Origin of the sequence: Actinomadura hibisca NBRC 15177 (assembly GCF_001552635.1) — a bacterium.
Lineage (GTDB): Bacteria > Actinomycetota > Actinomycetes > Streptosporangiales > Streptosporangiaceae > Spirillospora > Spirillospora hibisca.
This window is the reverse complement of record NZ_BCRO01000090.1, coordinates 1-12,947: the sequence shown is the minus strand read 5'-3', so window position 1 is coordinate 12,947 and position 12,947 is coordinate 1. Positions and strand designations below refer to the sequence as shown.

Annotated in this window: 12 protein-coding genes; 5 read left to right on the top strand and 7 right to left on the bottom strand. The window is 69.3% G+C overall.

Going from position 1 to position 12,947, the window contains the following annotated elements; translation table 11 throughout:
* A partial coding sequence (locus AH6_RS34140) for a tetratricopeptide repeat protein (protein WP_157431897.1) occupies positions 1-718 on the top strand: 718 nt, incomplete at its 5' end.
* A gap of 244 nt (positions 719-962) precedes the next feature.
* Here AH6_RS34140 and AH6_RS34135 read toward each other — a convergent pair.
* From AH6_RS34135 to AH6_RS34120, 5 genes are all read right to left on the bottom strand, one after another.
* Positions 963-1,229, bottom strand: coding sequence for a hypothetical protein (locus AH6_RS34135; protein WP_067488497.1), 267 nt, complete (start codon positions 1,227-1,229; stop codon positions 963-965).
* Complete coding sequence (locus AH6_RS34130) at positions 1,214-1,567, bottom strand: YdcF family protein (RefSeq protein WP_067488494.1); 354 nt, start codon at positions 1,565-1,567, stop codon at positions 1,214-1,216. Before AH6_RS34130 ends, AH6_RS34135 begins: the two co-directional genes overlap by 16 nt.
* Positions 1,568-1,746: 179 nt before the next feature.
* On the bottom strand, positions 1,747-1,989 hold the full coding sequence (locus tag AH6_RS44355; RefSeq protein ID WP_157431896.1) for a hypothetical protein: 243 nt from the start codon (positions 1,987-1,989) through the stop codon (positions 1,747-1,749).
* Entirely contained in the window at positions 1,974-2,192 is a 219-nt protein-coding gene (locus tag AH6_RS34125; RefSeq protein ID WP_245679586.1) for a hypothetical protein, read from the bottom strand. The genes AH6_RS44355 and AH6_RS34125 overlap by 16 nt, the downstream gene beginning before the upstream one ends.
* Before the next feature lie 413 nt (positions 2,193-2,605).
* Positions 2,606-2,872: a hypothetical protein gene (locus AH6_RS34120; protein WP_067488492.1), complete on the bottom strand. Its 267-nt coding sequence runs from the start codon at positions 2,870-2,872 to the stop codon at positions 2,606-2,608.
* Between the two features lie 194 nt (positions 2,873-3,066).
* Between AH6_RS34120 and AH6_RS34115 the strand changes: the two genes are divergently transcribed.
* Positions 3,067-3,888, top strand: coding sequence for a helix-turn-helix domain-containing protein (locus tag AH6_RS34115; protein WP_067488490.1), 822 nt, complete (start codon positions 3,067-3,069; stop codon positions 3,886-3,888).
* Between the two features lie 14 nt (positions 3,889-3,902).
* Positions 3,903-4,088, top strand: a complete 186-nt coding sequence (locus AH6_RS43060) for a DUF397 domain-containing protein (protein WP_083983759.1) — start codon at positions 3,903-3,905, stop codon at positions 4,086-4,088.
* A gap of 89 nt (positions 4,089-4,177) precedes the next feature.
* On the opposite strand, the gene AH6_RS34110 is transcribed toward AH6_RS43060, so the two are convergent.
* Both AH6_RS34110 and AH6_RS34105 read right to left on the bottom strand, forming a co-directional pair.
* Positions 4,178-4,780 (bottom strand): hypothetical protein, encoded by a 603-nt coding sequence (locus AH6_RS34110; RefSeq protein WP_067488499.1) that lies wholly within the window; start codon positions 4,778-4,780, stop codon positions 4,178-4,180.
* 64 nt (positions 4,781-4,844) lie between these two features.
* On the bottom strand, positions 4,845-5,507 hold the full coding sequence (locus AH6_RS34105) for a C40 family peptidase (RefSeq protein WP_067488487.1): 663 nt from the start codon (positions 5,505-5,507) through the stop codon (positions 4,845-4,847).
* Positions 5,508-5,835: 328 nt separating this feature from the next.
* On the opposite strand from AH6_RS34105, the gene AH6_RS34100 reads away from it, so the two are divergent.
* Positions 5,836-7,437 carry a serine/threonine-protein kinase gene (locus AH6_RS34100; protein WP_067488485.1) on the top strand — a complete coding sequence of 534 codons (1,602 nt, stop codon included), beginning with the start codon at positions 5,836-5,838 and terminating at the stop codon, positions 7,435-7,437.
* Between the two features lie 260 nt (positions 7,438-7,697).
* On the top strand, positions 7,698-12,536 hold the full coding sequence (locus tag AH6_RS34095; RefSeq protein ID WP_067488482.1) for an NAD-glutamate dehydrogenase: 4,839 nt from the start codon (positions 7,698-7,700) through the stop codon (positions 12,534-12,536).
* The last annotated feature ends 411 nt before the right edge of the window (positions 12,537-12,947 follow it).

Sequence of the window (12,947 nt, the reverse complement as noted above, 5' to 3'; positions counted from 1 at the left end):
CCTCGGCCGCATCGACCAGCTGCGAGGTGAGTACGAGCGGGCGTTGGAGTGGTACCGGCGGTCCCTGGCCATCTTGGGGGAGTCGGGTGACCGGGCGGGCATGGCCCGCAACTACCACCAGCTCGGCATCATCGACCAGCTGCGGGGTGAGTACGAGCGGGCGCTGCAGTGGTACCGGCAATCCCTGGCCATCTTGGGGGAGTTGGGTGATCGGGTGGGCATGGCCCGCAGCTACCACCAGCTCGGCATGATCGACCAGCTGCGGGGTGAGTATGAGCGGGCGTTGGAGTGGTACCGGCGGTCCCTGGCCCTCAAAGAGGAGGTGAGTGACCGGGCGGGCATGGCCATCAGCTACCACCAGCTCGGCATCATCGATGAGCTGCGGGGTGAGTATGAGCGGGCGTTGGAGTGGTACCGGCGGTCCCTGGCCCTCAAAGAGGAGGTGGGTGACCGGGCGGGCATGGCCCGCAGCCACGGCCAGCTCGGCATCCTGTTCACACAGACCGGTCAAGTCGAGCAGGCTGTCGGCCACAGTGTCCGTGCCCTGCTCCTCTTCGTCCAACTCGGCTCCCCCGACGCCAAAACTCTCCTGTACTGGCTTGCCCGTCAACGTGATGAGCTCGGCGACGAGCGTTTCCGGGCCCTGCTCGCCTCCCATATGAATACGGAAGACATCACAGCCGTTTTCAATTTGCTGAATGAAGCCGCTACCGAATGAACTTCCTCTGTGGCAGAGACCACGATCGTTCCTTCGCTCTGCCCCTGAAGGGACGCAACGTCGGGCAGTGAAGCTCCGCACCACCAACGTCTACACGCGCACGTAGCCAGCGACCAGCACGCTCACACCCTCCGTTCAACCACACCGCCACGTCACTGATCGCACACCACTTAACCTCACACACGGCGGCACCAAGGTCGCGCCTGATCTCTGTGCCGCCCAGTCATCCCGCCACCCGAATTTGCTAACTCCATGCACCATCGACGCGAACGACTTCCCTCAAGCTCCCGTCAGAGATGCGCTGCGTGACTTCCTCCCATTCACGGATCACCCGCCTCTTCCCATCCGGAATATGCGGCCACTCCTGCCGGGTGACGAGCTTTTCCGCATAGCGAGGCTCCCACGAGATCGCATGGAATCGGCCGATCCCCGGAAGCAGCGTCTTGAGGATGTTCACCGTGCGGCGGTGGTACCACTTGCTGACCGCCGTGATCGTCAGCCCGGCGTCCAACGCCTCCCGCAGCGGGCCAACGAGAACTCGACGTTCTGCCAAGTGTCGGCCGAGCGGTCCTCCCATCGAATCGCCTCGTCGGGCACGCCGCGCTCGACGAGAAGCTTCAGGAACTCGCGCCCCTCGACGATCCCGTTATTACGGTTGACGCCGCCCGTGGCGATGATGAGCGGCGCCAGGCCCCGGTGGTACCGGTTAGCCACAATCTCCACGGGCTGGATCTGGCTGGTTCCGAAGATAAGATGCGTCGTCGGCTCGTCCTCGGGCGGCGGGGCCTCGATGGCCACGAAGTTCGTGATGGTGGTGACCTGCTCGTGGCTGATTGTTGCTTTGCTCATCGACCATCCTCAGGAGTGGCGGGCGAGCTGGAGGCGTTGCAGGGCTGTTGCTCGCCGAACACCCGCTCAACGGCAACGTCGAAACCGTGCTGGGCTGATCGGACGAGACGGAATGACGCCCCCAGTCCCAAGGACGTGCCCGGCTCGCTGACGAAGCAACCCGGACGCACAATGACCGATCAGCGGCCGGACGCCCCAGGCGGCGAGGCTGGTTCGTCGCCGAGTGTGGCGTGATGTGCCTCGTCCAGGTGCTCGATGTTCGCGTGTGCGTCCGCGCTGATGACCTTGATGGCGTCCGGGTTGAGGCCGTAGTTCCGCATAGCTTCCTCGTAAGCGGCTGACGCGACGTTGAGTGCGAGTCGCATGACGGCGGCCCGGAAGCGGTCGCCGATGGAATCCCCGGCGTTCACGAACGCCCCCATGCCTGAATGACGCGGGTGGCCAGAGCGTCCAAGGTGTCGGCCTCCAGCAGCAGCCCGAGCCCGTTCCCGGGCAGATAGGCCCACCACTTCCGTGTGTGTCGGCCCCACCAGCACTGCACGCCGGGGAACCGTTCACGCAGTCCTTCCACGGCGGCCTGCCGCATTAGGGCCACAGGGATATCCGGCGCGGTGTCGTCGTTCACGGGCTGCTCATTTCTCGGCAGCCGTCCGAAGTAGGGGAGCGGCGGCGCGGCCGGTGTGCCCGAGGGGGTGCCCACCGACCGCGCCACCTCCCCCCACGGGGCCGCGTCCCGGTGCGCGGCCCCGGCCGATGCCAGGGCGTTGGAGCGGGGGCCTGGCATCGGCGTCCTGGGTGGCTGAAAAGTGCTGGTCTCTCGGTGTCTGCTGAGTTCTGGGCGGGGGAACGGCGAAGCGAGGTCGCGCTCATGGCAGGGGACGGGCGGAGTGTCTGCCGTTTCCAGTTGCCATGTCGTCGCCGCCAAGCGCGCTCTCCACGCTGCAACGGCGCGTGAAGGTGCGAGCGCCCGGCGACCGCCCCTGCGTTTTGGTGGTGCTGATGTGGAGCGGCGTCGGCTCAGCATTCCCCGGCCCACCACTAGTGGGATCGCTGCTTGTCGGCGGCGCGTTCGCCTTCCTGAACCAGAGCCGCGCGCAGCGCTGCCGCGTTCGTCCGGATCACGGTCGGCTCGATGCCCGCCGCCGGGTCGTGCAGCGTGGCGATCCAGCTTCCGGCCGTTCCGGTCCCGTCACGGCCCCGCCATACGCGGTGCCCGGGGAAGTCCTCGCGAAGGCCGGCCAGCTCCCGTGCCGCGTCCTTGGAATCAGACGGTTCCGGGGAAGTGCGGGACGCGGAAGCGGCCATGGTCAAGGCTCCTTCTTGTCGAGGACATATGCGTCTTCATCGCCAATGTTTTTGTGAAGCCGCGTATCTGCGTTGTTCGCCTGACCAGGCTCGCATCACCGGGTTACGCTCGAAAAGCGACCCTGAGAAACCAGCGATAGACCCGGCAGAAAGATCCACTGAACCCCGATCAGGTTCGACGTCTGGAGGCAGTGATGTCCGCGAGTTCGGTGCCCTACGACAATCCCGCGATCGTCACCTTCGCCAAGGAATTGGAAGCATGGCGCCGTGCGGCCGGGCTCAACAAGAAAGAGCTGGCTGACCTGCTCGGATACACCGACTCCTACGTGGGTCAGATCGAGTTGCGCAAGAACACCCCTTCCGAGGACTTCGCCAAGGCTCTCGACACCTTCTTCAAGACCAACGGTCTGTTTCACCGACTGTGGGAACGGATCTTTGATTTCCGGGGAGCGGTGTCCATGCCACCCGGTTTCTGGGAATATGTGGAGCGTGAAAAAGTGGTCACCACCGCTCGGCTCTTCAGTCTGACGGTCTTCAACGGCCTGTTTCAGACGGAGGAGTACGCCCGCGCCATCATCGAAGCCACGGGGACGCGCATGGTGGACGAATACGTCGCCAGGCGAATGGAACGGCAAGCCATCCTGGTGCGCGAGGACCAGCCGGTGCGGGTGCTCTACACGTTCGACGAAAGCGTGCTGCGCAGGATGGTCGGAAGCAGGGAAGTCCAGCGGGGCCAACTGCATGCCCTGCTAGAGGTCGGCGAACGCCCGAACGTCATGCTCAACGTGGTTCCGCATGCGGCGGGCTACTATCTGGGACTGCGTGGAAGCTTCACCGTCCTGGGCTTCGAGGACGGCTCCCATGCCGCCTATTCAGAAGCCTTCGGAGGGGGCATGCTGATCGAAGATCCTGCCCGCGTCGCCCAGTACGCCATGGATTACAGCGAAATCCGCGGCTGTACGTGTCACGTGGAGGGGACACGTTCTCTGATCAGGTTGGCCTTGGAGGAGCTGTGAGCGACCCATCGATCATGCGTTGGCGCAAGAGCAGCCGGAGTGACCATGAAGGCGGCCACTGCGTGGAGGTCGCAGGTCTCACTTCTGGCATCGTCGTTCGAGACTCCAAGGACCCGGGCGGAACCAGACTCACCTTCAAGGCCACCGAATGGCGTGCGCTCACGCGGCAGGTTAAGCGTGGCGAGCACGATCTCACCTGACAATCCGCACGAGGCGGAGTCGAGCTTGTCGGCCCAGAACGTTCGTGGTGCTCGCAGCTCATGCCACATGCGCTTCTAGTGCGTCGCGCTCAGGAACGTGTCCGCGCCGCGTAGGCCAGGATGTCCGCTCGCCGGTAGTACCGCCGCACCCGGCCGCCTCCCAGTGGCTCCACCTTCGCCGGCTCCGGCCAGCCCGCAGGCGGTCGCTTCGGGTACACCGTCACGCTCGTCTGCGCCAAGCCCAACATCCGGCCCGCCTCCGCCAGCGTCACCAGGTCCTCCGGGTCGCCCTCCTCCGGCTCCGCCTCCGCCAGGTCCGCGTACCAGGATGCCCACTCGTCGGCGTCCCAGTAGAGCGCCTTCCCGCTCTGGTGCGCCGGTTCCGGATGCCCGTTCGTCGCCCGCTCCGCCCACAGTTGCTTCAACCGGTGTCGGCTCAGACCGTGCCGCGTCCCCAGTTCCTCCCGCGACAGCAAGCCCGGCGGCACCTTCGGTGACGATCTCCGCGCCGCGTACCAGCGGTCCCACTCCTCGGCGTCCCACGCGTGCTGCGCGCCCACCATCCCCGCCGGTTCCGGGTGGCCGTTCTCCGCGCGTTCCCGGTACCACTTCTCCAGCGTGCTGCGGCCCAGCCCGTACGCGGCCATCAGATCGGTGCGGGTCCGCACGCGGCGTCCGTCGAGCATGGTCATGGCGTCCATCTTCGCCGATCCCGGGCCGCGCCGTCCCACACGCGCGACGCGGCCCGGGACGGTGTCACCAGAGCTCGGTCGGCACCTCGGGCAGCGGCTTCCAGCCCGGCCTGCTGGCCCCGACGAAGCCCGTGTCGTAGTAGCCCCGCAGCTTCTCCAGGGTCACGGTCCGGCCCGGACGCGGCGCGTGCACGAAATGCTGGTCGCCCACGTACATCCCCACGTGGCCCAGCTTGTTGAAGAACACCAGGTCGCCCGGACGCAGGTTCTTGCGCGCGATGTGCGTCCGGACCTTCCGGTACTGGTCGTAGCTCACCCGGGGCACGGTCACCCCGGCCTGCTTCCAGGCTTGTTGCATCAGGCCCGAGCAGTCGAAGCCGTTCGGGCCGGTCCCGCCCCACACGTACGGGCGGCCGAGCTGCTTGAGGGCGTGGCGGACGGCGCGGTCGGCGCGGCGGTCCCACTGGGCGATCATCTGGGCCCGCTGCTTGCGGACGGCGCGTTGCAGCGCGGCCAGCATCTTGGCGTGCACCTCCGCGCGGGAGCGGCGACTGTGCATTCCGGCGCGCATCCTGCTGCGCTCGGCGCGAACTCCTGTGGCGGTCTGCCCGGCGTGGACCTGGGCCGAGTCCGCACGTTCGGCGGACGCGGCGTCGGCGACGCCCGGGGTCAGGGTGAGCGCGACGCCGACGGCGCCGCACGCGGCGGCTCTCAAGGGGATGGACATGCCTGTCGTACCTCCTCATCAAGATCATCCGCATGGGGATCTACCCGACGCTCCCGGCGGGCACGCCGAAATTCTCCGTAAACCCCGGCCGGAGCTGTGTCTATGTGGTCGGATGTCGCTTGTGGGTGCTATCGCGACGGCGGTGGCGGCACTAAGCTGTATTCGGATCAAAGGCGGCGCTTCCGCAGGATCGCGCCCTAAGTTCGCGCGACCGGGTGAACTTCCCCCGGGTTCGGGACGTCCTACCAACACAGGTCCGGTCTGCGCCGATCCGGTCCGGTGAACTTGTCCGGTCTGCACGACTCGAAGAAGAGGGACGGTTCCACGCATGGAGGTTGGGGCGCTGCGCTCCTCCGACCCGGAGAGACTCGGCTCCTACGCGCTCATCGGCCGGATCGGGGAGGGCGGCCAGGGCGCGGTCTTCCTCGGCGCCGCCGAGGACGGGCGGCGGGTGGCCCTCAAGCTCCTGCACGCCGAGCTGACCGCCGACGACAAGGCCCGCGCCCGGTTCCTGCGGGAGCTGGAGGTCGCCAAGCGCGTCGCCCCGTTCTGCACGGCGCAGGTGATCGACGCCGACGTGGAGGGCGATCTGCCCTACATCGTCAGCGAGTACGTGCCCGGCCCGTCGCTCAACCAGCAGGTGCTCGCCGACGGCCCGCTGTCGGGCGCGGCGCTGGAGCGGCTCGCGATCGGCACCGCCACCGCGCTGGCCGCCATCCACCAGGGCCGGATCATCCACCGCGACTTCAAGCCGCACAACGTGCTGATCGGTCCGGACGGCCCGCGCGTGATCGACTTCGGGGTGGCCCGCGCGATCAGCGGTTCCACCACGCTGACCAGCAAGGTCATCGGCACCCCTTCCTACATGGCGCCCGAGCAGATCCGCGCCGCCAAGGTCGGCCCCCCGGCCGACGTGTTCTGCTGGGCCGCGACGATGACCTTCGCCGCGACCGGCCGCCCGCCGTTCGGCCAGGACTCCATCCCCGCGGTGATCAACCGGATCCTGCACGAGGAGCCCGACCTCGGCGACCTGGACGGCCCGCTGGCCGATCTGGTCGCCGCCTGCCTGGACAAGGAGCCCGAGCGCCGCCCCGACGCCCGCCAGGTGCTGATGCGCCTGCTCGGGCACGGCGAGCAGCCCGCCCCCGTCCAGGACGACGAGCACGCGCTGCTGACCGTCGGCACCGAGGTCGTCGCCGAGCTGGGCGGGGAGGAGCAGGCCGCCGCGACCTCCGCCGACCCCGGCGCGCGCCGCGCCCGTCCGGCCCGTCCCGCCCGGAACCGCAAGCCCGCCGCCGTCGCCGCGGTGCCCCTCGCCGAACCCGCCCCGACCGCGACGCAGGCCATCGGCGGCTTCCCCGACAGGGCGGGCGGTCCCGAGCGGCTGCCCACCCCGGCCGAGTGGGCGGCGCAGAACACCCTGGCGCCCAGCGCCGACCAGCCCCGCCGGAACCCGCTGGCCCACGTCCTGGAGCTGTCGGGACGCCGGGCCGCCGCGGTGGCGGGCCTGGCGGCCGCGCTGATCGCCGTGGTGATCGTCTCGGCGGCGATGGCGTTCGGCGGCGGCTCCGACAAGCCCGCCCAGCCCGCCAGCGACCCGGGCCGCAACGCCGTGGTGCCCAGCGACGACACGCCGACCACCTCGGCGCCCACCCGTCGCAACAACGCCCCGATGCAGCCAGCGAACACCTACACGCCGACCGCCACGCCGTCCGCCACCGGCAGCCCCACGCCCACCGCGCCGACGGCTCCGACGCCGACCGACACGGGCCGCCCGACGCCCACGCGCCCGACCGCCCCGACGACCACGCCCCCCACCACCCCGCCGACCACGCCGCCGACGACGCCGACGACGCCCACCGGCGAGCCGTCCGAACCGGCCACCGGGAACGAGGGAAACCAGGGCGCCGGTCAGAACACCTCCGACTGAGCGTCCCCCCGCCTCAAGGACGCCCCGTTCCGTCCTTGAGGCGCCTTTCCGTGCCCGAAGCGAACTTCCCCGCGCCCCCGACGTTCCGCAGGTTGAGACAGGTCCCCCGAACACCGTGAGCCGCCCCTCCCGGCCTGGCAGGGTGGGCAAAGCCATGGCCGCCTGCCCGCTGCGCGAGTCGGCTTTGGGGGAATTCCTGGCTACGCTGACGCAGTGAGCGGCGCCACAACGAGGTGGCGGAAGTTCTTAGGGGAGTGTTGATGGGCGGCAAGCTCGATCAGGCGAAGGACGATCTGCTACGGCGGGCGGCTGAGACATGCGTCCAGCGCCCGGGAGCGCGTGGCGACGACCTGGAGGAGGCGGTCGAGTACCTGCGCCTCTACTACCGCCACGTCGCCCCCGAAGACCTGCTGACGCGCGACCCCGCCGACATCTGCGGCCCCGCGATGGCCCACCGCCTGCTGGGCGAGGAGCGGCCCCAGGGGCGCGCCAAGGTGCGGGTGTTCACCCCCACCCTTGAGGAGTGCGGCTGGGACCCCGGGCACACCGTCGTGCAGGTGGTCACCGACGACATGCCGTTCCTGGTCGACTCGGTCTCGATGGAGCTGAACCGGCACCACTTCACCAGCCACCTGATCGTGCACCCGCTGCTGGGCGTGGACCGCGACGTGGCGGGCAAGCTCAAGGCGTTCCGCGGCAAGCTCGACAGCGACACCGACCTCGACGAGTCGTGGATCCACATCGAGGTGGACCGCACCAGCGACCGGGCCCGCCTGGAGGCGCTGGAGAAGGACCTGCTGCGGGTGCTGGGCGACGTGCGCGTCGCCGTCGAGGACGAGCCCAAGATGCGCGCCCGCGCCGGGCAGATCGCCGTCGAGATCAGCGAGAACCGCCCGCCGCTGCCCGACAAGGAGCTCGCCGAGGGCGTCGAGCTACTGGACTGGCTGGCCAACGGGCACTTCACCTTCCTCGGCTACCGCGACTACACGCTGACCGACGACGGCACCGCGCTGCGCCCCGAGCCCGGCACCGGCCTCGGCATCCTGCGCACCGACAAGCGCGAGTCCGACAGCTTCGCCGCGCTGCCGCCCGAGGTCCGCGAGAAGGCCACCGAGAAGCACCTGCTGGTGCTGACGAAGGCCAACTCGCGCTCCACCGTGCACCGGCCGCACTACCTGGACTACATCGGCGTCAAGAAGTTCGACGCGAGCGGGCAGGTCATCGGCGAGCGCCGCTTCCTCGGCCTGTTCACGCACGTCGCCTACAGCGAGTCGATCTCGCACATCCCCGTCCTCAAGCGCAAGCTGGACGAGGTCCTGGAACGTGCCGGGTTCACCGCCGACAGCTACGACGGCCAGGACCTGATCGAGATCCTGGAGACCTACCCGCGCGACGAGCTGTTCCAGCTCTCGGTGGACGACCTGCTGCCGACCGCGCTCGGCGTGCTGCGGCTGCGCGAGCGCCGCCAGCTCAAGCTGTTCCTGCGCAAGGACGCCTACGGCCGGTTCATGTCGTGCATGGTCTACCTGCCGCGCGACCGCTACACCACCAAGATCCGGCTGCGCATCCAGGAGATCCTGCGCAGCGCCTTCGACGGCGTCAGCGTGGACTACAGCGCCAACGTCACCGAGTCGGTGCTGGCCCGCCTGCACGTGGTGGTGCGCACCGAGCGCGGCCGCCCGATCCCCGACGTCGACGTCGACGAGCTGGAGGCCCGGCTGGCCGCCGCGACCCGCGACTGGGCCGACGACCTCGCCGACGCCATCACCGAGCAGTGCGGCGAGGAGCGCTCGGGCGAGCTGGCGCGCCGCTTCGGCGACGCGTTCCCCGAGGGCTACAAGGCCGACTTCCCGGCCCGCACCGCCGTCGCCGACCTGCGCCGCCTGGACGCGCTCACCGCGACCGACGACACCTCGATCAACCTGTACGAGCCCTACGGCGCCGAGCCCGGCGAGCGCCGCCTGAAGATCTACCGGCTGGGCGAGCCGATCTCGTTGTCGCGGGTGTTGCCGCTGCTGCAGAACATGGGCGTCGAGGTCATCGACGAGCGCCCCTACGAGATCGCCCCGGCCGACCGGCCGCGCGCCTGGATCTACGACCTGGGGCTGCGCTACGTGCCGCCCGCCGACGTCCCCGAGGAGGCGATCAAGGACCTGTTCCAGGACGCCTTCGACGCCCTGTGGCGCGGCGAGATCGAGAACGACGGCTTCAACGCGCTGGTGCTGCACGTCGGCCTGAACTGGCGGCAGGCCATGGTGCTGCGCGCGTACGCGCTGTACCTGCGGCAGACCGGCACCTCCTTCTCCAAGCGCTACATCGAGCAGGTGCTGCTGGGCAACGCCGCGATCACCCGGCTGCTGATCCGGCTGTGGGAGTCGCGGATGGACCCGGCGCTGGCCGGCGGCGAGTCCGAGCGCAGCGACGGCATCACCGAGGAACTGTCGGGCAAGCTGGACGAGGTCGCCTCGCTCGACGAGGACCGCATCCTGCGCGCCTACCTGTCGATGATCACCGCGACCCTGCGCACCAACCACTACCAGCGCAAGCCCTACCTGGCGCTGAAGTTCGACCCCGAGCGCATCCCGGACCTGCCGCTGCCGCGCCCCAAGTTCGAGATCTTCGTGTACTCGCCGAACGTCGAGGGCGTGCACCTGCGCTTCGGCTCGGTCGCGCGCGGCGGCCTGCGCTGGTCCGACCGGCGCGAGGACTTCCGCACCGAGATCCTCGGCCTGGTCAAGGCGCAGGCGGTCAAGAACACCGTGATCGTCCCGGCCGGGGCCAAGGGCGGCTTCGTCGGCAAGAAGCTGCCCGACGCCGCCGACCGCGAGGCGTTCATGCGGGCCGGGATCGCCTGCTACCGCGAGTTCATCTCCGGCCTGCTGGACGTCACCGACAACCTGGTGGACGGCAAGGTCGTGCCGCCGCCGGACGTGGTGCGCCACGACGGCGACGACACCTACCTGGTCGTCGCGGCCGACAAGGGCACCGCGACGTTCTCCGACATCGCCAACGAGGTCGCCGCCTCCTACGGCTTCTGGCTGGGCGACGCGTTCGCCTCCGGCGGCTCGGTCGGCTACGACCACAAGGCGATGGGGATCACCGCGCGCGGCGCGTGGGAGTCGGTCAAGTACCACTTCCGGTCGCTGGGCAAGGACGTGCAGAACGAGGACTTCACCGTCGTCGGGATCGGCGACATGTCCGGCGACGTGTTCGGCAACGGCATGCTGCTGTCGGAGCACACCAAGCTGGTGGCGGCGTTCGACCACCGGCACGTCTTCATCGACCCCGACCCCGACCCGGCCGCGTCCTTCCGGGAGCGCCAGCGCCTGTTCGCGCTGCCGCGCAGCTCGTGGGCCGACTACGACGCCAAGCTGATCAGCAAGGGCGGCGGCGTGTTCCCGCGCACCGCCAAGTCGATCAAGCTGACGCCGCAGATCCGGACCGCGCTCGGCATCGACGCCGAGGTGAAGGCGCTGACCCCGTTCGAGCTGATCCGGGCCGCCCTGAAGGCCCCGGTCGACCTGCTGTGGAACGGCGGCATCGGCACCTACGTCAAGGCCGCGACCGAGAACAACGCCGACGTGGGCGACAAGGCCAACGACCCGGTCCGCGTGGACGGCGCCGAGCTGCGCTGCAAGGTCGTCGGCGAGGGCGGCAACCTCGGCCTGACCCAGCTCGGCCGCATCGAGTTCGCCCGCGCCGGGGGCCTGGTCAACACCGACTTCATCGACAACTCCGCCGGGGTGGACACCTCCGATCACGAGGTCAACATCAAGATCCTGCTCGACCAGGTCGTCCGCGACGGCGAGCTGACCCGCAAGCAGCGCGACACCCTGCTGTACGGGATGACCGACGAGGTGGGCTCGCTGGTCCTGCGCGACAACTACGCGCAGAACGTCGTGCTGGCCGCGACGCGCGCCCAGGCGTCCGCGATGCTGCACGTCCACGCGCGCTTCATGCGGAAGCTGGAGCGCGACGGCAGCCTGAAGCGGCGGCTGGAGTTCCTGCCCGACGACAAGGCCCTGGCCGAACGCCGCCAGGCGGGCCTGGGCCTGACCGGCCCGGAGTTCTCGGTGCTGCTGGCGTACGCGAAGATGACGCTGGACCACGACCTGGTGGCCTCCGACCTGGCCGACGACCCGTACCTGGAGTCGTGGCTGGTGGACTACTTCCCGACACCGCTGCGCGACCGGTTCCGCGCCTACATGGACCGGCACCCGCTGCGCCGGGAGATCATCACCACCGCCGTCGTCAACGACATGGTCAACAACTCGGGCCTGTCGTTCGCGTTCCGGATGAACGAGGAGACCGGCGCGTCCCCGTCCGACATCGCGCAGGCGTACCTGGTGGCGCGCCAGGTGTTCGACATGCCGGAGTTCTGGGCGTCGGTGGAGGCGCTGTCGCACCAGGTGGACGAGTCGACGCAGATCGCGATGTTGCTGGAGGCGCGGAAGCTGACCGAGCGGGCGGCCCGGTGGCTGCTGCACAACCGGCGCCCCCCGTTCGACATCCAGGAGACGATCGACTTCTTCGCCGAGGGCGCCCGCACGCTGGTCCCGCAACTGCCGAAGCTGCTGGCGGGCATGGACGAGGCGGCGTTCGAGCAGCGCCGCGACGGCTTCGCGGAGCGGGGCGTGCCGGACGAGCTGGCGGAGCAGACGGCGATGCTGGTGCCCGCGTACTGCACGTTCGACCTGGTGGGGATCGCCCACGACACGGGCCGCCCGGTGGAGGAGGTGGCCGAGGTGTACTTCGACCTGGCCGACCGCCTGCAACTGGCCCGCCTGCGCGAACGGATCATCGCGCTGCCGCGCGACGACCGCTGGCGCTCGATGGCCCGCTCGGCACTGCGAGACGACCTGTACGCGGCGCACGCGGCGCTGACGCGGGACGTGCTGGTGACGAGCGCGCCGGGGGCGAAGCCGGAGGCGCGGCTGCTGAAGTGGACCGAGAAGAACGTGACGGCGGTGTCGCGGGCCCAGCAGACGTTGAGCGAGATCTGGGAGAGCGACAGCTTCGACCTGGCGACGTTGTCGGTGGCGTTGGGGTCGATCCGGACGCTGGTGACGGCTAGTTCGTTGCCTTCTACGGAGGCGTAGGGGAGACGCGGGGGAGTAGGAGATGTAGGGCGAGGGTGGGGCTGTCGTGGCTTGTGGCTAGGGCGGCTCCGCACTGTGTTCCTCATTCATGCTCGTCGCGCCCCTCTTACCGATGCCGCCGGGCCCTCCAGGGCCCGGCGGCATCGCCGTCTGAGCCCCAGGGCCCCAGGCTGCGCGTTGTGCACGTGACTGACGACCTTGGCTTTGCGCTCTGCGCTCTGTGCTCTGCGCCAAGCCCGTGTTCTGCGCCAAGCCTGCGCTCCGCGCTAAAGGCACGCTCCGCGCCAAGGCACGCTCCGCGTTTTGCGCTCCGCGCCACTACCTCACCCCGCGCTCCGCGCGTGACCGACAACCCCAACCCCGCACCCCGCGCCCGACCAACTACCCCAGCCCGTGCCCGACACCATCACA

Coding starts and splice junctions, on each gene's coding strand:
- AH6_RS34130 (WP_067488494.1), bottom strand. CDS start 1,567: ATGAGCAAAGCAACAATCAGCCACGAGCAGGTCACCACCATCACGAAC.
- AH6_RS44355 (WP_157431896.1), bottom strand. CDS start 1,989: ATGGGGGCGTTCGTGAACGCCGGGGATTCCATCGGCGACCGCTTCCGG.
- AH6_RS34120 (WP_067488492.1), bottom strand. CDS start 2,872: ATGGCCGCTTCCGCGTCCCGCACTTCCCCGGAACCGTCTGATTCCAAG.
- AH6_RS34115 (WP_067488490.1), top strand. CDS start 3,067: ATGTCCGCGAGTTCGGTGCCCTACGACAATCCCGCGATCGTCACCTTC.
- AH6_RS43060 (WP_083983759.1), top strand. CDS start 3,903: ATGCGTTGGCGCAAGAGCAGCCGGAGTGACCATGAAGGCGGCCACTGC.
- AH6_RS34110 (WP_067488499.1), bottom strand. CDS start 4,780: ATGACCATGCTCGACGGACGCCGCGTGCGGACCCGCACCGATCTGATG.
- AH6_RS34105 (WP_067488487.1), bottom strand. CDS start 5,507: ATGTCCATCCCCTTGAGAGCCGCCGCGTGCGGCGCCGTCGGCGTCGCG.
- AH6_RS34100 (WP_067488485.1), top strand. CDS start 5,836: ATGGAGGTTGGGGCGCTGCGCTCCTCCGACCCGGAGAGACTCGGCTCC.
- AH6_RS34095 (WP_067488482.1), top strand. CDS start 7,698: ATGGGCGGCAAGCTCGATCAGGCGAAGGACGATCTGCTACGGCGGGCG.